The sequence below is a fragment of the Coprococcus intestinalis genome (assembly GCF_023656595.1).
In the GTDB taxonomy this organism is placed as follows: domain Bacteria; phylum Bacillota; class Clostridia; order Lachnospirales; family Lachnospiraceae; genus Coprococcus_A; species Coprococcus_A intestinihominis.
In genome coordinates, this window is sequence record NZ_JAMOKJ010000004.1 from 77,811 (window position 1) to 101,796 (window position 23,986).

Consider the following 23,986-nt stretch of genomic DNA (forward strand, 5'->3'; position numbering starts at 1 on the left):
GAACTGACACCGAAATGATACCGAAACACAACAATCTGATAGGGGGACAGTCTACCCTATCGCTGATACTTCGGGAGATTTTAAGCGGCTCTATGGCTGTAATTTTACCGAAAATCGCCCCGAAACCATACACTAAAACGGGAGGAAGCGCAATATGCCGAGAATGAGCAAAAAGAGGAAGTATGAGCTTTCCTTTTACCTCAATGACCGGGGGCGTGTCACTTACAACGAATTATGCCGGAAATGCCAGCATGGGTGCAAGCAGAGCTTCCGGGCGGTTGTGATTGACTGCCCCTGTTATTTATCCAAACGAGCAAAGAAAAAGGAGGAACACACAGAATGAATTTTGAATTTATGACGATAGACACACCATTGCCGCCCTGTATGCCTTTTCCCAGAGCGTTGACAGGATTTCCAGTCAGCAGCACCGCAAAGGTCATGTACTGCCGGATGCTGGACGCTATGCTCTCCAAAGGGCAGGAGGACGAGAACGGAATCCTCTTTGTCTGCTTCCCTGTCACAGCCATTGCCGCAGTCCTGTCCCGCAGCTCCATGACGGTCAAGCGTTCTCTGAATGAACTGGAAACTGCCGGACTTATCATGCGGGTGCGTCAGGGCATTGGAGAACCAAACCGGATTTATGTGCTGATACCGGGAAAGGAGGACGCTGCCCTTGCCTGATACCTCAAAGCTGGAAAAACTCAATCGGGAGTTGGAAAAAAGCGAAAAGAAACTGCGGAAAGCCATCAATGATGAAAAGGCATTGCAGCACCAGTTGAAACAGCTTACCCGAAAGGAACGGACGCACCGGCTCTGTACCCGTGGCGGTATGCTGGAAAGTTTTCTGCAAGAGCCGGAACGCCTGACAGATGATGATGTCATGCTGTTGTTGAAACTCATTTTTCACAGACAGGACACGCAGGAACTATTGAAAAAACTGCTGGAACGGGAGATGCCGGAACCCCCTTAGTTTACTAAGGGCGCAATTATACACCACCCAAAGGTTGGTGCATTGCGTTCTCCGAAGGCTCCTCGCCGGAGGGCTGTGATTTTCCGCAGTCATGGTCTGCTCCAAATCATACAGGGGACGCTACGCTTCCCCTGCGCTGGCTGTCGCCAGCTACCCTTTTGTGGACTTGCCGCCCGGAAACACCTTGCGCTGCAAGCTGTTCCCGTCCAGCAAGTTTAATCAGTCGAGCTATCCTTATCTACGGTAATTTAGTATAATAAGGTCAAAAAACAGAACGCTATCATTGTGCAACCGATATGCAACTGATAATTGCTTGATAGTTGGTGGTAGCAACACGGTAATTCAGATAGAATAAAGCCAACAAAGAAAGGAGGTCATCCAAATGTTAGTAAACATCATTATGATTGTAGTCGGAATAGTTTTCTCATGTATCTTTGTCGGCTTGCTTATCCTTGTTATTCGTGCATTGCTTAAATATATCCGTACAGAGAAATGAAGCCAACAGCAACATTAGGAGGTGGTCAAATGAAAGTAACCGTATTTATGATAATCGTTGGAATAATTTTCTTATGTATCTTTGTTGGTTTGCTTACCCTTATTGTTCGTGCATTACTCAAATATATCCATTCAAAAGATGTACGGCAGGAAAAATCCGTAGTGAGGAAATCGTTGGGTGAAGCACTCAAAGTACACAGAACACAGTGCAAAATGACGCAGGAATTTGTTGCTGAAACGATTGGTGTTAGCAGGCAGGCTGTTTCAAAATGGGAAAATGGAACATCCGACCCTTCCACATCAAATCTTTTTGCACTTGCAAAACTTTACGGTATTTCTGTTGAAGAATTACTAAAAGAAGTTGAATAATCTTCATGCAGATATTTTATTTCATCATCGGGCCACCCTGACCCGAACTTTCAAAACTGAATACCAGCCGCCCACCGGCGGCACCACCGAGCAGGAAATCTGAAAAGGTCTCCTGCTTTTTTTCTGCCCCAAATGAGGTGGTAAAACGCCACCCCATCCACCAATTACCGAAAGGAGGGACACGAAATGCCCTGTCCACACAACGAAATCTCGATTGTGCAGCGAAGCCAACAGCAGTCTGCGGTTGCCGCCGCTGCCTACCAGAGCGGCGAAAAGCTGTTCTGTGGATACGATCAGGAAGTGAAGCACTACCCGGAAAAGCGTGGTATCGTCCACAATGAAATCTTGCTTCCGGCAAATGCCCCACGGTCGTATGCAGACCGCAATACTTTATGGAACGCCGCCGAAGCGGTGGAGAAGCAATGGAATTCCCAGCTTGCAAGGCGGTGGGTGCTTACCATCCCCAGAGAGATACCGCCCGACCAGTACGCCGCCCTTGTCCGGGATTTCTGCAATCAGCAGTTTGTTTCCAAAGGAATGTGCGTGGATTTTGCCATCCATGACAAAGGGGACGGAAACCCTCACGCTCATGTCATGCTGACTATGCGGGCAATGGATGAACATGGGAAATGGCTTCCCAAGAGCCGCAAGGTTTATGACCTTGACGAGAACGGGGAACGGATAAAACTTCCGTCCGGCAGATGGAAAAGTCACAAGGAAGATACGGTTGACTGGAACGACCGCAAGTATTGTGAAATCTGGCGGCATGAATGGGAGATCATCCAGAACCGCTATCTGGAAGCCAACAACCGCCCGGAGCGGGTGGATCTCCGTTCTTATGAAAGACAGGGGCTTGATATTATCCCTACCGTCCATGAGGGTGCTGCTGTCCGGCAGATGGAAAAGCGAGGGATTCAGACCAACATCGGAAATCTGAACCGGGAAATCAAAGCCGCCAACAGCCTGATGAAGTCTATCCGGCAGCTTATTAAAAATCTCAAAGGCTGGATTATCGAGCTTAGTGAAAAACGAAAAGAACTGCTTGCGGAAAAAGCTGCGGAGGAAGCGGTATTTCTTCCCAATCTGTTGATGAAGTACATGGAGGTACGAAAGGCAGAACGGAGCGACTGGACACGGGCGGGACAAAACCGTGGAACTTCCAAAGACTTAAAGGCAGTCAGCGAAGCCCTGTCCTATCTTCAGAGAAAGGGACTTTCCACCGTGGAGGATTTGGAAAACTTTATAGAAACGTCCGGGAAATCTGCCGCCGACTACCGAAAGCAGATGAAGCCAAAGGAAACCCGCAGCAACGTGATTGACGCTATCCTTGCCGCCCGGACGGACTGTAAGGAATGTAAGCCCGTTTATGAGAAATACCAGAAGATATTTTTCAAGAAAACTAAGGAAAAATTCAAGCTGGAACACCCGGAGGTTGCCCGGTTTGAGAAAGCCAGTGCCTACCTTGCCAAGCACCCGGATGATAAGGACAGCACGAAAAAGGAGCTTTTGCAGGAACAGGCGAAGCTTGTGGGCGAAATCGCAGACTTGAAAGTACCGTTGACCGAGGTGCAGGAAGATTTGAAGAAGCTGCGGGACATCCGCTACTGGGTACGGAAAGCCACACCCGGCACAGAGGAAAGCAAAGAGCCGCCCAAGAAGCAGCCCCTCAAAGAAGTCTTGCAGGATAAGGCTGACGAGAAGAAAGCACAGAAAAACGCCCCGGCGCAGACGAAACACAAACAACAGGATATGGAACTTTAACAGGCACTTGCCATTTTCAGATTGAGAATGATAAGTGCCTTTTCTTTTTTACAAGGAGGAATTGATTTGAATGTATTTGAAGCTGTGAAGCAGTCCGTTACGACAAGACAGGCTGCGGAGCATTACGGAATCCGGGTAAACAGAAACGGGATGGCTTGCTGCCCGTTCCACAACGATAAGACCCCCAGCATGAAGCTGGACAAGCGTTTCCACTGCTTCGGATGTGGTGCAGATGGGGATGTGATTGATTTTGTAGCTGCCCTGTACGGGCTGGGGAAAAAGGAAGCCGCCGCACAGTTGGCGAGTGACTTCGGGCTTGCCTATGAGGACTGGAAGCCACCGGGCAGGGCAAGGAAGCCCAAGCCCCGGCAGAAATCCCCGGAAGAACAGTTCCGGGAAGCAAAGGCACATTGCTTCCGTGTCCTTGCCGATTATCTACACCTCTTACGGGTATGGAAAACCGACTATGCCCCGCACTCCCCGGAGGAAGCGTTTCATCCCCGGTTCGTGGAAGCCTTGCAGAAGCAAGCCCATGTGGAATATCTGCTGGATGTGCTGCTGTTCGGGGAGACAGAGGAAAAAGCGGTTTTGATTATGGACTACGGAAAGGATGTGATACAGCTTGAACAGCGAATGGCAGAGCTTGCAGCCGCAGACGCAGCAAGAACTAAAAAACACCATGAACGCCATGCAGCCGCCCCAGAGCGTTGAGGAAGTAAAGGCAACTCTGGAAACCACCGAGAAAGGCGGCGTCCGCCAGAGCATACGGAACTGCCTGACCGTATTCCAGCGTGACCCTGTGCTTGCCGGGGCAATCGCCTACAACATCCTGACCGACCGCAAGGACATCATAAAGCCCATCGGTTTTCACAGAGAAAGCACAGCCCTGACCGATACGGACATGAAGTATCTGCTTCTCTATCTGGAGGAAACCTACGGGCTTACCAGTGAGAAAAAGATTGAAACCGCCATCGGGATTGTGGCGAATGAGAATAAGTACCACCCCATCCGGGATTTTCTGAACAGCCTTGCATGGGACGGGACTGAGCGCATCCGCTTCTGTCTGCGGCACTTTCTGGGAGCTGATGTGGACGATTACACCTATGAAGCCTTGAAGCTGTTCATGCTGGGGGCGATTACAAGGGCATTTAAGCCCGGAAGCAAGTTTGAAATCATGCTGTGTCTGGTAGGCGGTCAGGGGGCTGGCAAATCCACCTTCTTCCGGCTGCTGGCAGTCCGGGACGAGTGGTTTTCCGATGATTTGCGGAAGCTGGACGATGATAACGTGTACCGCAAGCTGCAAGGTCACTGGATAATTGAAATGTCGGAAATGATGGCAACCGCCAATGCCAAGAGCATTGAGGAAATCAAGTCCTTTCTAAGCCGCCAGAAAGAGGTTTACAAAATTCCCTATGAAACTCACCCGGCAGACCGCCCCCGTCAATGCGTGTTCGGCGGCACTTCCAACGCCCTTGACTTTCTCCCCCTTGACCGTTCCGGCAACCGCCGATTTATCCCGGTCATGGTGTACCCGGAGCAAGCCGAGGTTCACATTTTGGAGGACGAAGCCGCTTCCAGAGCCTATATCAGCCAGATGTGGGCGGAAGCAATGGAGATTTACCGAAGCGGCATGTTCAAGCTGTCATTCAGCCCAGCCATGCAGCGGTATCTCAAAGAACACCAGCGGGATTTTATGCCGGAGGACACCAAAGCCGGGATGATACAGGCTTACCTTGATAAGTACACCGGGGAAACGGTCTGCTCCAAGCAGCTCTACAAGGAAGCCTTAAACCACACCTTTGATGAGCCGAAGCAATGGGAAATCCGGGAAATCAACGAGATAATGAACCAGTGCATTACCGGGTGGAACTACTTTTCCAATCCGAGGATGTTTGCGGAATACGGCAGACAAAAGGGCTGGGAGCGTGAAATCCCGGCAACGGACACCGACAACCCGCCCGAAAAATCTATGGACGGTTTTGTGGAGGTCACAGAGCAGATGGAGCTTCCATTCTGAAAATGACAGCCCGTTGCCGACTTCGTTGCTATCCCGTTGCCGAGCCGGTTGCCGGGGAAAATCCCTTATTTCCGGGCTTTTTCCCTCTCTGACAACCAAAACAACAGAAAAATAAAAGAAAAGTATAAATAGTAATCAACGCCAGATTGAGATTGTTTGCAAGGTCTTTTGAAGCCCGTTGCCGGACTTCGTTGCCGACCGTTCTCTGTCTGGCTATTTTCATGTATGGAGGATAACTGCCTATGGCGAAAAATAAGACCAAGATTGAAGTGACAACCGTATTTGACGGGGAACTGGACGCCACCGATGTGTTCGTCAGCCTGATTTCCCAGAAATACGGCAAAACAAATACAAAAGAATATCTTGCTAAAAAGAAAGATTTGAAGTATAATGAAGATGAGGTTCAACAGAGCCAGATACCGTCTGGATTGTGTGGGTAAATGGCTATGATGAACGAAATGGAATACAGAACAATCGGTTCAGCACTTGCCGGGGGCTATCGTGCGGCGGTCTATTGCAGGCTGTCAAAGGACGATGACCTGCAAGGCGAAAGTGCCAGTATCGCAAACCAGCGTGATATGCTGGAAAAATACTGCGAAAAGCAGGGATGGGAGGTTGTGGCAGTCTATCAGGACGATGGCTTCACAGGTCTTAATATGGAGCGTCCTGATTTACAGAGAATGTTGAGAGCCATTGAGCGCAGGCAAATCAACCTTGTCATCACGAAAGACCTCAGCCGACTGGGGCGTAACTATTTGCAAACAGGGCATTTGATTGAGGACTTTTTCCCAAGAAACGGTGTCCGCTATATCGCCATGAATGACGGTATCGACACCCTGCGGGATAACAACGACATCGCCCCGTTCAAGAATATCCTGAACGAGATGTACAGCAAGGATATTTCCAAGAAAGTCCATTCCTCTTATCTTCTGAAAGCGCAGAAAGGACAGTTTACCGGGTGTCTTGCCCCGTTTGGGTATCGGAAAGACCCGGAGGACAAAAACCATCTGCTCATTGACGAGGAAACCGCCCCGATTGTGCGGCTGATTTTCGGATATGCCCTAAACGGTCATGGTCCGAACTATATCCGCAGACGGCTGGAGGAAGAAAAAATCCCCTGCCCCACATGGTGGAACCGGGAACGGGGGCTTCGCAATACCCGCACCAAATGGGAAAAGAAAGACCCGGAAAACGGGCGGTATATGTGGGACTTTTCCGTTATCAAAGACCTTTTGATGAATCCCGTTTACACTGGGGCGATTGCTTCCCAGAAAAAGGACTACCGTTTCAAAATCGGCACGATTGGGGAAAAGAAGCCGGAGGACTGGATTGTAGTGGAAGGACAGCATGAACCGCTGATTGACCGCATGAGCTTTGACATTGTGCAGAACAAGCTGAAATCCCGCCAGCGTCCGGGGCAGACCAATGAAATCAGCCTGTTTGCCGGACTGATAAAATGCGGCGAGTGTGGGAAGTCTCTGACGGTACGCTACACAAACGCAAAACATCCCCAGCAGATTTACTCCTGCAAGACCTACAATGCCTTTGGAAAGAACCACTGCACCCAGCACCGGATTGATTATGACACCCTTTACAGTCATGTGCTGCGGAAAATCCGGGAATGTGCCAGAGCTGCCCTGATGGACGGGAAAGCGGTTGCTGACCGCCTGACCAATACCTGTGAAGCCGAGCAGCGGGAACAGCGGGAAGCAATGGAACGCTCCCTTACAAGGGACGAGGAACGGATTGAGGTTCTGGACAAAATGGTAATGCGGCTTTATGAAGATATGATTGCAGGGCGTATCAGTGAGCAGAACTTCAACACCATGCTGGAAAAGACACAGACCGAGCAGACGGAACTTAAAACAAAAGTGTCCGAGGGCAGAAAGCGGCTGTCCGATGAAGTCCAGCTTGCCAATGACGCAAAACAATGGGTGGAAGCCATTCAGGAATATGCCAACATCACAGAGTTGGACGCAGCCACCCTCAACCGCTTAATCAAAGAAATCGTCGTGCATGAGCGCATTGACGAAGATAAAACAAGACACATTTCTATCGAAATTCATTTTAATCTCAAACCCATCCCGGAGGTGGAACAGGTCACTGCCTGACCTGTCCCGCCGGGACGGTTCTCTTAAAAACACCATATAGATTTTTTGTACGCCGCCGCCCGCCATCGAGCAGAGTTTTACACCTAATTGGGGATAAAACAGCTCATGGCGGGCGGCGGCGTTGCCCTTATCGGTGGCACCCTTGTACCTCTGCTTTCCGGCCTGTTCGGTTAAGCGGCGGGTAACTGCCTATGCAGAGCATACTTGACGCGATTAACGAATGGATAAAGGAAATCCTCATTGGAGCCATTAACGGTAATCTGTCAACTATGTTCGGGGACGTAAACGAAAAAGTCGGAACTATCGCCGCAGAGGTAGGCAAGACCCCGCAGGGGTGGAACGCAGGCATATTTTCCATGATACAGAGTTTATCGGAAAATGTGATTGTACCCATTGCGGGGCTTGTCATTACCTACGTTCTATGCGTGGAGCTTATCAGCATGGTAACGGAAAAGAACAATATGCACGATATTGACACGTTCATGTTCTTTAAGTGGTTTTTCAAGGCGTGGGTAGCGGTGTATCTCGTTACCCACACCTTTACTATCACTATGGCGGTGTTCGATATGGCGCAGCACGTTGTTTCCGGCGCGGCGGGCGTGATCGGCGGCAATACGAATATCGACGTTGACGCCGCCCTCTCGTCCATGCAAGCCAGACTTGACGCTATGGAAATCCCCGAACTGCTTTTGCTCGTTATGGAAACAAGCCTTGTGAGCCTTTGCATGAAAATCATGTCGGTGCTTATCACGGTTATTCTGTACGGCAGAATGATAGAAATTTACCTTTACTGTTCGGTATCGCCTATCCCGTTTGCAACTATGACCAACAGAGAGTGGGGGCAGATAGGCAACAACTACTTAAAAGCCCTGTTCGCCCTCGGTTTTCAAGGCTTCCTCATAATGATATGCGTCGGCATTTATGCGGTTTTGGTTGGCAGCATGATTGTAGCGGATAACCTACACAGCGCGATATTCTCCCTTGCAGCCTACACCGTGATTTTGTGCTTCTCTTTATTCAAAACAGGCACACTTGCGAAGTCAATTTTTAACGCCCACTAAAGACCGAAAGGAGGTTTTCACTTGGCGTATGTACCCGTACCCAAAGACTTATCAAAAATCAAAACGAAAGTCGCTTTTAATCTGACAAAGCGGCAGATTATATGTTTTGCGGCAGCCCTCGCTATGGGACTACCGCTTTTCTTTTTGCTCAAAGACAGCGCGGGAACAAGCATGGCGGCATTTGCAATGATTGTCGTTATGCTTCCCTGCTTCCTCTTGGCAATGTATGAAAAACACGGGCAGCCCCTTGAAGTCGTGATAAAGAACGTCATTCAGACAAAGTTTATCCGACCAAAGGAACGCCCCTATCAGACGGAAAATTTTTATGCCGTCATAGAAAAACAACGAAAACTGGAAAAGGAGGTATCGGCTATTGTCAATGGCAGAACGAAAAACCATGACCCGCGCGGTAAAAAATCCCGTGAAGCGTAAGCTGACCCGCGCAGAAAAGAAAGAAATCGCCGCCGTGATACAGGCGGCAAAGGGCGACGGGAAGCCCCACACCGCACAACAGACCATTCCCTACTTGCAGATGTACCCGGACGGGATTTGCAGGGTAACGGAAAAGAAATACAGTAAAAGCCTTGTCTTTGAAGATATTAACTATCAGCTTGCACAGGCAGATGATAAGACCGCCATTTTTGAAAACTGGTGCGATTTTCTCAACTACTTTGACGCTTCCGTTTTGGTGCAGCTCTCTTTCATCAATCAGGGCGCAAGAAAGGAAAAGGCACAGGCGGCTATCGAAATTCCGGCGCAGGACGACGCTTTTAACTCTATCCGCAGGGAGTACGCGGATATGCTGAAAAACCAGCTTGAAAAAGGCAACAACGGACTGGAAAAATGCAAGTACATTACCTTTTCCATTGAAGCGGACAATCTTGCGGCGGCAAAAGCACGTCTTTCCCGTATCGAAACCGACGTACTCAATAATTTTAAGGTGCTTGGCGTAACAGCCCGCCCCATGAACGGACAGGAACGCTTGAACGTACTGCATGGGATTTTCCACCCGGAGGGCGAGCCGTTCCGCTTCTCTTGGGACTGGCTTGTACCGTCGGGGCTTACCACAAAGGACTTTATCGCCCCGTCCTCGTTCCGTTTTGGCGACGGGCGCACATTCCGCATGGGGCGTAAGCTCGGTGCGGTTAGTTTCCTTGAAATCCTCGCGCCGGAGCTGAATGACCGTATGCTTTCGGACATTCTCGACCTTGAAAACGGGATAATCGTCAATCTGCATATCCGCAGTATCGACCAGAGCGAAGCAATCAAGACTATCAAGCGCAAGATAACCGACCTCGACAAGATGAAGATTGAGGAACAGAAAAAAGCGGTACGCAGCGGGTATGACATGGATATAATTCCGTCCGACCTTGCTACTTTCGGCAGCGAAGCAAAAAATCTGTTGCAGGATTTACAGAGCCGCAACGAGCGAATGTTTCTGCTGACGTTCCTTGTGGTAAACATGGCAGACACAAAACGGAAACTGGATAATGACATCTTTGCTACGGCGGGCTTTGCACAGAAAAATAACTGCGCTCTGACCCGCCTTGACTATTTGCAGGAAGCGGGCTTTATGTCCTCTATCCCTCTTGGAGAGAACCTTATCCCCATTCAAAGAGGGCTTACCACATCAAGCACCGCTATTTTTATCCCGTTCATCACACAGGAGCTTTTTCAGCGGGGCGCAGCCCTTTACTACGGCTTAAATGCGCTGTCAAATAACATGATACTCTGCGACCGCAAGCAACTGAAAAATCCCAACGGGCTTATCCTCGGAACGCCGGGAAGCGGTAAATCCTTTGCGGCAAAGCGGGAAATGACAAACGCCTTTCTCATTACTGACGACGATATTATTATCTGCGACCCGGAAGCAGAATATTTTTCCCTTGTGCAGCGATTGGGCGGGCAAGTGATACGCCTGTCGCCTGCCGGAAAAGGCATGGACGGTAAGCCCCAGTATGTGAACCCTATGGATATTAACTTAAACTACTCCGAGGACGACAACCCGCTTGCCTTGAAATCCGACTTTATCCTTTCCCTCTGTGAGCTTGTTATCGGCGGCAAAGAGGGCTTGCAGCCCGTGGAAAAGACCGTCATTGACCGCGCCGTTAGGAATGTGTACCGACCTTTCCTTGCTGACCCCGACCCGGCAAAAATGCCTATCTTGGGCGACCTCTACAACGAACTGCTGAAACAGCCGGAGCCGGAAGCTGCCCGCATTGCGGCGGCATTGGAGCTTTATGTTTCGGGAAGTCTGAACGTCTTTAACCACAGAACGAATGTAGAGCTTTCTAACCGCCTTGTCTGCTTTGATATTAAGCAGCTTGGAAAGCAGCTCAAGAAATTAGGTATGCTCATTGTGCAAGACCAGGTGTGGAACCGCGTTACCGTAAACCGCGCCGAGAAAAAGGCAACCCGTTACTATATGGACGAATTTCATTTGCTTTTGAAAGAGGAACAGACCGCAGCCTATTCCGTGGAGATTTGGAAGCGTTTTCGTAAATGGGGCGGCATACCGACGGCAATCACACAGAACGTCAAAGTGCGCCCAGATAGGGCGCTGTGCAAAGCAGTCTAAGGTACTGCCGCACACGGCAGTGTGCGAAACAATCTGCCTTACCGACTAAGGAGAAATCCTTTACGGGAACAGCGCATGGCAGAAAAAGGAATAGTCACCAAAGGACTTAGGTGCGACTGTTTTCTAATGTTAAGAAGATATGAGGATAAGATTGGGTTTATCGAATGTAAGGTTCCAGTTCCTGTTTTTTGCAGGTGTGGGAAAAGTCCTGAAACCCATGTCATAACGCTGTCACGTCATCTTTCACGGCGGGACAACTGCCAACACGTTATGAAACAGGCGTGAGAACACGTCACAACGAACCGAAAGCATATCCGACAATCTTCACTAACCTATGCACAGTGCTAACTGGGGATTGCCTAAGTCTGGCTCATTTGCCGGATATGGTAACGGAGGCTCCATAGTAGTCCGAGAGGGATAACGACCCTTACATGGCGAAGGGAGCCAGTTAGTAACATCTAAAATGTAAGAATGAAAGGGAGGAGAAACCTCAATGAAACCAACATCTGAAATTTTAGAGCGTATTGAAAAGTGTTCCAGCGAACACAAAGACGGCGTATTCACAAGACTTTACAGATACTTACTTCGTGAAGATATTTACTACGCCGCCTATCAGAAACTTTATGCAAACAAAGGTGCAACAACACAGGGTATCGACAACGATACCGCAGACGGTTTCAGTGACTTCTATGTAAAAGAGTTAATCCAGTCACTAAAGGACGGAACCTACAAAGCCAATCCTGTAAGGCGTGAGTATATTCCAAAGAAAAACGGAAAGCTCCGTCCGCTGGGTATCCCGTCTTTCCGTGACAAGCTCCTGCAAGAAGTTGTCAGAATGATTTTAGAAGCTATCTATGAACCTGTCTTTGACAGCCACTCCCACGGTTTCAGACCGGGTAAAAGCTGTCATACCGCACTCCGTCAGATTTCTTCTGACTTCACAGGCGTGGTCTGGTTTATCGAGGGCGATATACAAGGTTGTTTTGATAACATCAATCACGAAAAATTGATTGAGATTTTGAGCAGGAAAATCAAGGACAGTCGTTTTCTGAACATCATTCGCCAGTTTTTGAAAGCTGGGTATATCGAGAATTGGAAATACAACGCCACTTACAGCGGTTCCCCGCAGGGTGGTATCTGTTCTCCAATACTTGCAAATATCTATCTGAATGAGCTGGACAAGAAGTTTCGGGAAATCGCAGAACGCTTTGATAAGCCGAGGTCTGCATATCAGACACCGGAATATCATGCGGCAAGCAAAGAATTAAAAAGACTGTCTTATTGGATTGACCATACCGCTGATGAAGCGGCAAGACAAGAACTGATTGACCAGCATAGGGCACAGAAGGAAGCTATGAGAAATCTGCCCTGCAAACCTGCCGACAACAAGAAGTTCACTTTTGTCCGTTATGCGGACGATTGGCTGGCAGGTGTGTGCGGCACAAAAGCGGAATGTGAGGACTTGAAAGCCGAAATCGCTGAATTTCTAAGCACAGAGCTGAAATTAACTCTAAGCGAGGAAAAGACGCTGATAACGCACAGCTCCGAAAAAGTCCGTTTCATTGGATATGATATTTGCGTCCGCAGAAATCAGGAAGTCAAAGGTCACAGAATGAAAAACGGAACGTGGAGAAAATCCCGTACCCTGCACATGAAAGTTGCCCTGTCTGTTCCCCATACGGAAAAGATTGAGAAATTCATGTTTGCAAAGAAAGTCATTCGCCAAAAGGAAAACGGGGAGTTTCAGCCGATACACCGAGCCGGACTTCTCAACCTTGCGGATTATGAGATTGTGGAACAGTACAATGCCGAAGCAAGAGGATTATGCAACTATTACAATCTGGCTTGTGATTATCACACGCTGGACTACTTCTGCTATCTTATGGAGTACAGTTGCTTAAAGACGATTGCTAATAAGCACAAAACCAGTATCCGCAAAATCATTCGCCAGTATAAAGACGGGAAAACATGGTCTGTCCCTTATGAAACTAAAGCAGGAACAAAACGTGTTCGCCCTGTTAAAATCGCAGATTGTAAGCGTGGCGAAGCGAGTGACATCATTTATCAGAGAAAGAAATTCAGCTGGAAAACCACTATTAGACAACGGCTCAATGCCAGAGTTTGTGAACTATGTGGGTGTAAAGAAGCCGATTTGTATGAGGTTCACGTTATACGGAACTTAAACGAATTGGGTAATTCTGATTGGGAAACCGTGATGAAAAAGAAGCGGCGAAAAACGCTTGTTGTTTGTAGCAAGTGCCATGAAAGAATACACAGACACTAATCAATACGTTAATTACTAATGGGGAGCCGGATACTTCGAGAGGAGTAAGTCCGGTTCCGAGGGAGGGTGTAGGAAACCTACCGCCAACGGCGGCAAGGCGCCTTTACCCTACCCTACGACCTTTTAAGCAGCCGCGAAGTCGAGAATATCTTTGAAAACTCCGATTTTGTCCTCATGCTCAATCAAGCCGCAGGCGACCGGGCTATCCTTGCAAAGCAGCTTAACATCTCCCCGCAGCAGATGAAGTATGTAACCCACACCGAAGCAGGCGAGGGGCTTATCTTTTACGGGAATGTGGTGCTGCCGTTCATTGACCGCTTCCCAACCGACACCGAGCTTTACCGTCTGCTTACGACAAAGCCGGAGGAAGTGAGCAAGCCATGAAAACGGACGTAATCATCAACCGCGACGCCCTCTATGCCCTGCGGGAGCTGCCGAGTGAAAGCGTGAACTGCTGCGTCACAAGCCCGCCCTACTATGGACTTAGGGACTACGGGCTTGACGCACAGATTGGACGGGAGGACACGCCGGAGCAGTACATTGACAGGCTTGTAGAAGTATTCCGGGAGCTGCGCCGGGTACTCAAAGACGACGGGACGTTTTGGCTGAATATCGCAGACACTTACTGCGGCACAGGCATGAAAGCGGGCTGCAAGCAAAAGGATTTAATCGGTATTCCGTGGCAGCTTGCTTTTGCCCTGCGCTCTGACGGGTGGTATTTACGCAGCGATATTATCTGGCTGAAAGAAAATCCTATGCCGGAGAGCTGCCGCGACCGACCGAGCCGCTGCTATGAGCATATCTTTTTACTGACGAAATCAAAGAAATATTACTATGACGCTGCCGCCATTGCAGAGCCGATTGCGCCGGGAACGGCTGCGCGGTACCGGCAGGGGCGCGGCGCAGGACACAAATATGCCGAGGAAATACCCGGACAGGGCAAGGTACAGGGTATCAATAAAACCCGCAGCGGCGGCTATTATGACGACGCTCTTATGCCGACCACAAGGAACAAGCGGGACGTTTGGCTTATCAATACCGTACCGTATAAGGGCGGGCATTTTGCCGCCTATCCCCCGAAGCTCGCGGAAACGTGCATACTGGCGGGCTGTCCGGCAGGCGGCGTTGTCCTTGACCCTTTCTTTGGAAGCGGCACCACCGGGCTTGCAGCGAAAAGCCTTGACCGCCGCTATATCGGCATTGAACTGAACGCCGAGTATTGCGCCCTTGCAGGGGCGCGGATTGGAGGTGCAGAACCATAAAGCAATACAAACCTCGTGATAAAATCACGCAGAAAATGACCCGCGACGGGGCTATCGCAGAAAATCAGACCACGGGAGACACGGAACGTATCAGCAAGCGGACGCAGGACGCGGATTTTCAGAAATCCCCGGAGCAACAGGCAGCACAGCTACAAGGTGCAGCTTCCCCGACTTCTCCCTTGCCCCATGTGCCGGGAGCTGCCCCCAAAGCGGACACAGGCAAAACGGAGCGCGTCATGGAGCATATCGAAGCCGCCCATACCCGCAAAGCGTCTAAAAAAGCGGTACGAAAGGCACAGGCGGAAGCTACCGCCGGGACGAAATCTTCCCGGCTGCAATTTACCGACGAGGAACGCGCTGCCCCGGAGCTTGAAAAGTATATCAAGAAATCCGACAAAGCCGCCGACCGCTTGGATAAGGCAAAGGCAGCTATCCCCAAAGAAAAGAAACTGGTAAAAGAGCGCACCTTTGACGAAACCACCGGGAAAGGCAAGACCCGCCTGCACTTTGAGGAAAAGGACAAGCCGCCCGGATTTAAGGAGAAGCACAACCCGCTATCCCGCCCCACACAGGAAGCCGGGATTTTGGTACATAACAAAATCCATTCTGTCGAAAAGGATAATTCCGGCGTGGAGGGCGCACACAAGAGCGAGGAAGCCGCAGAACGGGGATTGAAGTACGGGGCGCGGAAAATCAAGCAGGGCTACCGCAACCATAAGCTGAAACCCTACCGGGAAGCGGCAAAGGCTGAAAAAGCTGCTTTCAAGGCAAACGTGGATTTTCAGTATCATAAGACCCTGCATGATAACCCACAGCTTACCTCTAACCCTATTTCCCGTTTTTGGCAGAAACAGCAGATTAAAAAGCAGTATGCAAAGGAAGCCCGCAATACTGCAAAGGGTATCAAGGGCGCAGCGGAACGCACCCGCAAAGCGGCAGCCAAAGCCGCCGAGAAAACGAAGCAGACAGCGGCGTTTGTGGCAAGACACCCGGCGGGCGTGGCAATCGCTGTCGGGGCGCTGCTACTTTTCATTATGCTTCTGTCCGGGCTGTCCTCTTGTGGTGCAATGTTTTCCGGCACGTTAAACGGCGTGCTTGGAACGTCTTATACCTCCGAGGACAGCGACCTTGTGGAAGTGGAAAATGCCTATGCCGGACTGGAAAGCGGGCTGCAAAACGAGATTGACGCTATCGAAAGCACCCACCCCGGCTATGACGAGTACCGCTATGACCTTGCAAATATCGGGCATAACCCCCACGAATTAGCGTCCTATCTGACCGCAAAATACCAAAGCTACACCCGCGCCGAGGTACAGAGCGAATTACAACGGATTTTCAATCAGCAATACAAGCTGACGCTGACCGAGGAAGTGGAAATACGCTACCGGGAGGAAGAACGCACCGACACATGGACAGACGAGGACGGCAACGAGCATACGGACACCTATACGGTACAAGTGCCTTATGAGTATTACATCTTAAACGTCAAGATGACGAACACCCCGCTATCCACCATTGCGGAAAATAATCTGCCCCCGGAACAACTGGAAATGTACCGGGTGTACTTGCAGACAAGCGGGAACAAGCCCCTTATCTTTGGCGGCGGCTCTCCCGACACTTCCGCGTCCGAGGATTTAAGCGGCGTGGACTTTGTAAACGGAACGCGCCCCGGTAATACCGCTATCGTTGACCTTGCAAAGCAGCAAGTCGGAAATGTGGGCGGCTATCCGTATTGGAGCTGGTACGGCTTCAACTCCCGCGTGGAATGGTGCGCCTGTTTCGTGTCCTGGTGCTACGGGCAAATGGGACTTTCCGAGCCGCGCTTTGCCGCCTGCCAGTCGCAGGGTATTCCGTGGTTTACCTCTCACGGGCAATGGGGCGCGCGGGGCTATGAGAACATTGCCCCCGGTGACGCTATCTTTTTTGACTGGGATTTAGACGGAAGCGCAGACCATGTAGGGCTTGTTATCGGCAGGGACGCAAACCGCGTTTATACCGTGGAGGGCAATTCCGGCGACGCCTGCAAGATTAAGAGCTATCCCCTTGACTATGCCTGTATCAAAGGGTACGGGCTGATGAACTGGAACTGACACATTTTTGAAAATCGAAAGGAGAAAAAATTTATGGCAATGAGTAAAATCGAAAGAATTGAAAAGGAAATCCAAAAGACCCGTGAGAAAATCACGGAGTATCAGAACAAGCTGCGCGGACTGGAAGCACAGAAAACCGAAGCGGAAAACCTTGAAATCGTGCAGCTTGTACGCGCTATGCGTCTGACCCCGCAGGAGCTTACCGCTATGCTTTCCGGCAACGGTATTCCGGGCATTGCCCCTATGCCCACAGACTATGACGAACAGGAGGACAATGCAGATGAAGAATAAAATCCTTGCAAGCATTACCGCACTTTGCGCCGCCCTTGTCCTTGTGGGCGGCTTTTCCGTTACTGCCTACGCGCAGACCCCGACAGAGGAAACCGACGACAGCGGCGTAATCGTGGAAACCGAACCGCAGCCCCTTACCCCGGAGGGCAACATGACCCTTGTGGACGACATCGACGGGGACGCTGCCGAGGATAAGCAGTTTATCGTCGTGAAAAGCAAAGGCGGCAACTATTTTTACATTATCGTTGACCGGGCAGCCGAGGGCGAAAATTCCGTCCACTTCCTAAATCAAGTAGACGAAAGCGACCTTATGGCGATTATCGGGGAGGAACAGACCGAGCAGCCCCCGGCTGTCTGCAACTGTACCGAGAAATGCAAGGCGGGCGAAGTAAACACCGCCTGCCCCGTCTGCTCCGCAGCCATGAATAACTGCACAGGCAAGGAAGCCGAGCCGGAAGCACCCGCAGAGCCGGAGAAACCCAAAAACAGCATGGGCGGGCTTCTCATTTTCCTTGTTGTGGGACTTCTTGGCGGCGGCGCAGCCCTCTACTACGTTAAGTTTATGAAACCGAAGCAGAGCGTAAAAGGCGGCACCGACCTTGACGAATTTGATTTTGACGAATACGACGAGGACGAGCCGGAGGAAGAAGCTGACAGCGCAGATACCGAACAGGAGGACGAGGAAGCATGAAACTTGTGATTTGTGAGAAGCCCAGCGTCGGGGCGGCGGTTGCCGCCGCCCTTGGCGTTACGGGCAGAAAAGACGGATATATCGAGGGAAACGGCTACCTCATTTCTTGGTGTATCGGGCATTTGGTACAGCTTTCCGAAGCTGCCGCCTATGGGGAACAGTACAAGAAATGGAGCTATGACAGCTTACCCATTCTGCCGCAGGAATGGCAGTACACCGTAGCTGCCGACAAGGGAAAACAATTCAAAATCTTAAAAGACCTCATGCACCGCGCCGACGTTTCGGAAGTCGTGAACGCCTGCGACGCAGGACGCGAGGGCGAGTTGATTTTCCGATTTGTCTATCATCAAGCGGGCTGCAAGAAGCCCTTTACCCGTCTTTGGATTTCCTCAATGGAAAACGAAGCAATCCGAAGTGGCTTTGACAATCTGAAGGACGGGCGGGAATACGACGCCCTCTACCATTCCGCACTATGCAGGGCAAAGGCTGACTGGCTTATCGGCATTAACGCGACCCGCCTTTTCTCCTGCCTGTATGGAAAGACCTTGAACGTGGGGCGTGTGCAGACCCCGACCCTCAAAATGCTTGTAGACCGGGACGCTGCGATTACAGGCTTTCAGAAAGAAACCTACTACCATGTGCGCCTTACTCTCCCCGGCGCAGAAGCGGCAAGCGCGAAGATCTGCGCCGCTGATGAAGCGGGCAAACTGAAAGCAGCCTGCGAAGCGTCGGCGGCTGTCTGTACTTCCCTTGTGAAAGAAAAGAAAACCATTGCCCCGCCGAAGCTCTTTGACCTTACCAGTTTACAGCGGGAAGCAAACCGTATTTACGGGTACACCGCGAAGCAGACCCTTGACCTGGCGCAAGCCCTCTATGAAAAGAAGCTCTTGACCTATCCGAGAACGGACAGCGCATTTCTGACCGACGACATGGGAGAAACAGCGACGGGCATTATCAAGGTGCTTTGTGAGAAACTTTCCTTTATGGAGGGCGCGGATTTTTCGCCGGAGATTGCAAAGGTGCTGAACAGTAAAAAGGTATCAGACCACCACGCAATCATTCCCACTATGGAGCTTGCAAAGGCTGACCTTACCGCGCTGCCGGAAAGCGAGCGCAATATCCTGACCCTTGCCGGGGCGCGTCTGCTTATGGCAACCGCAGAGCCGCACGTTTACGAAGCGGTAACGGCGGTTTTCTCCTGCGCCGACCATGAATTTACGGCAAAGGGAAAGGCGGTAATCGCTGCCGGGTGGAAAGAGATTGAACGGCTTTACCGGGCGACCCTCAAAAAGAAGCCGGACAGCGACGACGAAAACGAGCTTGTGTTAGATGTGCCGGACTTTTCCGAGGGGCAGACCTTTGAAAATCCGGCGGCAAAAGTGACAGAGCATGCCACCACGCCCCCGAAGCCCCACAATGAAGCAAGTCTTTTGTCGGCTATGGAACGCGCCGGGAATGAGGACACCGACCCGGACGCAGAACGCCGGGGGCTTGGTACGCCTGCCACCCGCGCCGCCGTCATTGAAAAGTTAGTCAAAGGCGGCTTTGTGGAGCGCAAGGGCAAGCAGCTATTTCCCACCAAAGACGGCACAAACCTTGTCTGCGTCCTGCCGGATAGTCTGACCTCTCCGCAGCTTACGGCTGCATGGGAAAACAATCTGACGCAGATTGCAAAGGGCAACGCCGACCCTGCCGCTTTCATGCAGGGAATTGAAGCAATGGCACAGGGGCTTGTAAAAACCTACGCTTCCGTGTTGGGTGAGAAACAAGAGCTTTTCAAGACAGAAAAAACAGAGATTGGGAAGTGTCCCCGCTGCAAGTCCCCGGTCTATGAGGGAAAGAAAAACTACTACTGTTCCAACAAAGAGTGCGGCTTTACCATGTGGAAAAATGACCGCTTCTTTGAGGAACGTAAAACCGTCTTTACCCGGTCGATTGCCGCAGCACTCTTAAAATCCGGCAAGGTAAAAGTCAAAAAGCTGTACTCTCCGAAAACAGGCAAAACCTATGACGGAACGGTACTTTTAGCTGATACGGGCGGCAAGTATGTGAATTACAAAGTAACCATTTCAAAGGACAAAGAACTTGAATAGCAAGCATAGGAAGCGGGTACCCACTTCCGTAAAATCCCTGCCACTCTAACCGAGCTTGGCGGGGATTTTGCTTGTTGGGAAGTTTCCCAAACCCTCTAAAAATCCTCAAAAATCTTTGGCAGAAATGCGGGCGCACCGTAGTAGGACTATGTAACCACAAACGCAGCGTCCGCGCTGCCATACGCGAAAGGAGGTTTTACACATGGCAAGTTTGCGCGACAGCGTAAAGGACTATCAAGAGGAACTTAGGGACGGTATTGCATGGGTAGCATTTTGGAAAGAGGGACGTTCATGGAACGCCGAGCTGTTTCATCTTGAAGTGGACGGTACTTTAGAACCGTTTGACAGGAGCCGGTTAGAGGAAATCAAGGCGGCTGACCCCGCCGCCGTTATTCTAAACGGCTACTACTGCGGGCATTTAGGCGAGAATATGAGCCTTGACGAGCTGACCGCCGGAGTGCGCCACCACTACAAAAACGGCACAAATGACGTTGCCGGATTTATCGAAGCCCACGACGACAGACTTCCCCCGGAGCTTATCGAGGAAGCAAAAGCCGCCGCCCATGCAGCGGGGCTTCCCTTTTCCGAAAAGCCCTACCGGGACGGGGAAGATTTTGACCCTTATGTATTTGACGGGAGCATGAGTATTGAGGACTACGAGCTTATGCACCGCATGATTGAAAAAGAAAGGAGCGAGCAAATGGACGAATGGAAAACAGGTTATTCCTCATACGACCATGACAGACTGGAAGCCGCCGACAAGATGAAGATTGAGCGCGGTATCTATTTTGACACGAAAGGCGCGGATATTTCCCCGCTGACCGCCTTACCTCTTGCCGAGCTTGTGAAGCTGCGGGAGGAAAGCGCGGCTGCGGAGCAGACTGTTTTTGAAAATCTGAAAGTACAGGCTTCCGCATGGGAGGAACAGGCAGGAAAGACCCTGCTATTTGACAAGGCGATTGAGTATGCGAGAATACCCGAAGTGAAGCATACGGCGAACAAGTGGCAGGACGAGGACAACGACCGCCACACCATCAGCAACCGGGTATATAAAATGAGCTACCATGTGTATGAAAATACCCGCTACGACAAGGCAGCACAGAAATCTATCCCGTATTCCTATACGCTGTCTTGGAACATCTACACCAACAGCCCCCACGGGTACGGACAGGCGAAAATCGCCGGACAGGACAGAAAGGTATTTGCTGACCGGGCGGCTATGGAAAAATATCTGAATGGGCGTATCAAGGCGTATGAAAAACTTTTTACGGAAATCTCCCCGGCTATCCCGCCGGAATACGCGGAACAGTTTAAGGTAAACGGGCAGCTCTTACCGGGCTATACCGTAGAGGGCGAGGAAATCAAGCAGCCCGCTGCCGACATTCCCGCCGCTGCACCGAGAACCGAACCGGGACAGGATACGGAACAGTTTGCAATCCTTATTGACAGCCGCACCCGTTTTGAAACGGGAGAACCGGGCGGCTGCTGGTTATCCATGCCCGCCACAAAGGAAGAACTTCACGAAGCCATGCAAAGCGTCGGCATTACCGCAGACAATCCGCAGGAATTTTTCATTCACGGCTACTCTGACCGGGAGGACAGACACATTGCCCTGCCGTATGACATGGTATGCGCGGCACAGGTGGACGAGCTGAATTTCCTTGCGGCACGACTGGAAACCCTTGACGCTTCCGGGATTACCGCGCTGAACGCCGCCACGCAGCGCAGGAATGGTTTTGAGAATATCGGGCAGCTCATTGACTTTACCTATAACGAGGACTTTTTCGTGCATATCCCCGAAGTACATAATCTCCGCGAATTGGGCGATTATTACCTTAACAAATCCGGCATGGTGCAAATGCCCGCTGAATGGAAAAACAGCATTGACCTTATCGCCTTTGGACGAAACGCCGCCGCACAGGAAAAAGGCAGCTTTACGGAATACGGCTACCTTGTGGAAAGCGGCGACGCATGGGAGCAGCACTTTGAGGGGCGCGATGTGCCGGAGGACTACCGCATTATGAGCTACCCGCAGCCAACCGTCGAACTGGACGCAGCCCCGGCAGTACAGGCGACTGTTCCCGAAGCAACGCCGCAGGAGCCGCGCCCGGTTATCCCCATTGTCTTAACTTCCGAGAAGCCCGCCGAAAAGCTCAAAGAGATAACCGACCGCTTGGAGCAAGGCATTACGGAACTGTTCGACAGCGAGCGTTACAAGGAATATCTGCGCGTCATGTCAAAGTTTCATAATTACAGCTTTAACAATACGCTGCTGATCGCCATGCAAAAGCCCGACGCTTCCCTTATCGCCGGATTTTCCGCATGGAAAAATAACTTTGGACGAAACGTGATGAAAGGACAAAAGGGTATCAAAATCCTTGCCCCGTCGCCGTTCAAGATTAAAAAAGAAATGGAGAAAATCGACCCGCAGACACAGAAAGCCATTATCGGCAAAGACGGAAAGCCCGTAACCGAGGAAAAGGAAATCACAATCCCCGCCTTTAAGGTGGTATCGGTCTTTGACGTATCGCAGACCGAGGGCAGGGAAATCCCCGATATTGCCGTAAATATGCTGACCGGGGACGTGGAGCATTACAAGGAGGTTTTCGCTGCCCTTGAAAAGACTTCTCCTGTTCCTGTTGGCTTTGAAAAAATCGAGGGCGGCGCACATGGTTACTACCACTTGGAGGACAAGCGTATTGCCCTTGATGAGGGCATGAGCGAGCTGCAAACCTTAAAGACACTTATCCATGAAATCGCCCATGCGAAGCTGCACGACATTGACCTAAACGCCCCTTTAGAGGACTTGGAGAACAGACCCGACCGCCGCACCCGTGAGGTACAGGCAGAAAGTATCGCCTATACCGTGTGCCAGCATTACGGGCTTGATACCTCTGATTATTCCTTTGGGTATGTTGCCGGGTGGAGTGCCGGACGGGAGCTTACCGAACTGAAAAGCTCTCTTGAAACAATCCGCAGCACCGCAGCGGAAATCATCAACAGCATTGATGAACATATCGCAGAACTGCAAAAGGAACAGGTGCAGGACGCGCCGAGGGAGAAAGCCGCCATGCCGGAGTACATTTACAAGATTGAAGCCAACCCCCGCACAACGGGCGACAACGACCGCTTTTTCTTGCAAGCCTATCTCCCGCAGGAAAACGGCAGGGCAAAAATCGGGGACGTGCTGTATATCGGCAGCCTTGCAAAATGCCGGGAACTCATGGGCGGGCTGAACGCCGGAGAGCTGACGCAGGGAGAAGTAAAGGAGCTATATGCAAAGGCGCAGGAAGCCGAAGCCGACAAAGACACCTTTTCCATTTATCAGCTAAAGCAAGGGGACGAAACGCGGGACTTCCGCTTTGAGCCTTACAACCGCCTGCAGGCGGCGGGAAATGTGGTTGATAAGGCAAACTATGAGCTTGTCTATTCCGCAGAGCTTACGCCGGGTACTTCCCTTGAAGATATTTACACCCGTTTCAATATCGAACACCCGAAAGATTTTAAGGGACACAGCCTTTCCGTTTCCGACGTGGTAGTGCTTCATCAGAACGGACAGGACGCGGCGCATTATGTAGATAGTTTCGGCTACAAGGAAGTGCCGGAGTTTTTGCAGGAGCAGACACAACAGCCGGAAAAGATAAACCCGCTAAAGCACGTCGAGGACACAATCGAGCAGAACGACAACAACTTTGACGGTATCATCAACAACACCCCTACGGTTGACGAACTGGAAGCAAAGGTAAAAGCCGGGGAACAGATTTCCCTTGTTGACCTTGCAGAAGCGATTAAGGCAGACAAAGAACGCGGCAAAGAAAAGCCCTCTATCCGGGCGCAGCTTAAAGCTGACAAGGAACGGACGGGGAAAAAGAAGAACACAAAGCAGAAGTCACAGGACTTGGAAAGGAGCTGA

At 50.8% G+C, this 23,986-nt stretch carries 18 protein-coding genes and 3 pseudogenes; all 21 read left to right on the top strand.

Features of this window, described 5'->3' with window-relative positions; genetic code table 11:
• Positions 1–154 precede the first annotated feature (154 nt).
• The 21 genes and pseudogenes from NBH03_RS04510 (at position 155) to NBH03_RS04610 (ending at position 23,986) form a co-directional block, all read left to right on the top strand.
• The gene (locus NBH03_RS04510) at positions 155–343 is read left to right on the top strand and encodes a hypothetical protein (RefSeq protein ID WP_005927683.1); all 189 of its coding nucleotides are present in this window, start codon (positions 155–157) and stop codon (positions 341–343) included.
• A complete protein-coding gene (locus NBH03_RS04515) occupies positions 340–681 on the top strand; it encodes a replication initiator protein A (protein WP_005927681.1) in 342 nt (113 codons plus the stop codon). The genes NBH03_RS04510 and NBH03_RS04515 overlap by 4 nt, the downstream gene beginning before the upstream one ends.
• Positions 674–970, top strand: coding sequence for a DUF3847 domain-containing protein (locus NBH03_RS04520; RefSeq protein WP_005927679.1), 297 nt, complete (start codon positions 674–676; stop codon positions 968–970). Before NBH03_RS04515 ends, NBH03_RS04520 begins: the two co-directional genes overlap by 8 nt.
• Positions 971–1,495: 525 nt before the next feature.
• Complete coding sequence (locus tag NBH03_RS04525; RefSeq protein WP_003509323.1) at positions 1,496–1,834, top strand: helix-turn-helix domain-containing protein; 339 nt, start codon at positions 1,496–1,498, stop codon at positions 1,832–1,834.
• Between the two features lie 186 nt (positions 1,835–2,020).
• A complete protein-coding gene (gene mobQ / locus NBH03_RS04530) occupies positions 2,021–3,595 on the top strand; it encodes a MobQ family relaxase (RefSeq protein WP_008394607.1) in 1,575 nt (524 codons plus the stop codon).
• A gap of 66 nt (positions 3,596–3,661) precedes the next feature.
• Positions 3,662–4,306 (top strand): CHC2 zinc finger domain-containing protein, encoded by a 645-nt coding sequence (locus NBH03_RS04535; RefSeq protein WP_025544160.1) that lies wholly within the window; start codon positions 3,662–3,664, stop codon positions 4,304–4,306.
• Entirely contained in the window at positions 4,275–5,612 is a 1,338-nt protein-coding gene (locus NBH03_RS04540; RefSeq protein WP_008394605.1) for a virulence-associated E family protein, read from the top strand. The genes NBH03_RS04535 and NBH03_RS04540 overlap by 32 nt, the downstream gene beginning before the upstream one ends.
• A 242-nt stretch (positions 5,613–5,854) precedes the next feature.
• A complete protein-coding gene (locus NBH03_RS04545; RefSeq protein WP_002595176.1) occupies positions 5,855–6,052 on the top strand; it encodes a hypothetical protein in 198 nt (65 codons plus the stop codon).
• A complete protein-coding gene (locus NBH03_RS04550; protein ID WP_008394601.1) occupies positions 6,053–7,723 on the top strand; it encodes a recombinase family protein in 1,671 nt (556 codons plus the stop codon).
• Between the two features lie 90 nt (positions 7,724–7,813).
• Positions 7,814–7,897 (top strand): annotated as a pseudogene (locus tag NBH03_RS04555) (Maff2 family mobile element protein); the annotation flags it as partial.
• 17 nt (positions 7,898–7,914) lie between these two features.
• Positions 7,915–8,784 (top strand): VirB6/TrbL-like conjugal transfer protein, CD1112 family, encoded by an 870-nt coding sequence (locus NBH03_RS04560; RefSeq protein ID WP_250797544.1) that lies wholly within the window; start codon positions 7,915–7,917, stop codon positions 8,782–8,784.
• Between the two features lie 21 nt (positions 8,785–8,805).
• Complete coding sequence (locus tag NBH03_RS04565) at positions 8,806–9,216, top strand: PrgI family protein (RefSeq protein WP_035290041.1); 411 nt, start codon at positions 8,806–8,808, stop codon at positions 9,214–9,216.
• Positions 9,164–11,326: pseudogene (locus NBH03_RS04570) on the top strand (VirB4-like conjugal transfer ATPase, CD1110 family); the annotation flags it as partial. The gene NBH03_RS04565 and the pseudogene NBH03_RS04570, both read left to right, overlap by 53 nt.
• Positions 11,327–11,855: 529 nt before the next feature.
• Positions 11,856–13,646 (top strand): reverse transcriptase domain-containing protein, encoded by a 1,791-nt coding sequence (locus NBH03_RS04575; protein WP_118420158.1) that lies wholly within the window; start codon positions 11,856–11,858, stop codon positions 13,644–13,646.
• Positions 13,647–13,763: 117 nt separating this feature from the next.
• Positions 13,764–14,030 (top strand): annotated as a pseudogene (locus NBH03_RS04580) (VirB4-like conjugal transfer ATPase, CD1110 family); the annotation flags it as partial.
• The gene (locus tag NBH03_RS04585; protein ID WP_118660501.1) at positions 14,027–14,908 is read left to right on the top strand and encodes a DNA-methyltransferase; all 882 of its coding nucleotides are present in this window, start codon (positions 14,027–14,029) and stop codon (positions 14,906–14,908) included. The pseudogene NBH03_RS04580 and the gene NBH03_RS04585, both read left to right, overlap by 4 nt.
• Positions 14,909–14,943: 35 nt before the next feature.
• Positions 14,944–16,998 (top strand): CHAP domain-containing protein, encoded by a 2,055-nt coding sequence (locus NBH03_RS04590; RefSeq protein WP_118660503.1) that lies wholly within the window; start codon positions 14,944–14,946, stop codon positions 16,996–16,998.
• Between the two features lie 33 nt (positions 16,999–17,031).
• On the top strand, positions 17,032–17,289 hold the full coding sequence (locus NBH03_RS04595; RefSeq protein WP_118592089.1) for a DUF4315 family protein: 258 nt from the start codon (positions 17,032–17,034) through the stop codon (positions 17,287–17,289).
• Positions 17,279–17,980, top strand: coding sequence for a DUF4366 domain-containing protein (locus tag NBH03_RS04600; protein WP_170158610.1), 702 nt, complete (start codon positions 17,279–17,281; stop codon positions 17,978–17,980). Before NBH03_RS04595 ends, NBH03_RS04600 begins: the two co-directional genes overlap by 11 nt.
• On the top strand, positions 17,977–20,073 hold the full coding sequence (locus NBH03_RS04605) for a DNA topoisomerase 3 (protein ID WP_118660505.1): 2,097 nt from the start codon (positions 17,977–17,979) through the stop codon (positions 20,071–20,073). Before NBH03_RS04600 ends, NBH03_RS04605 begins: the two co-directional genes overlap by 4 nt.
• 202 nt (positions 20,074–20,275) lie before the next feature.
• Positions 20,276–23,986, top strand: coding sequence for a YodL domain-containing protein (locus tag NBH03_RS04610; protein WP_118660507.1), 3,711 nt, complete (start codon positions 20,276–20,278; stop codon positions 23,984–23,986).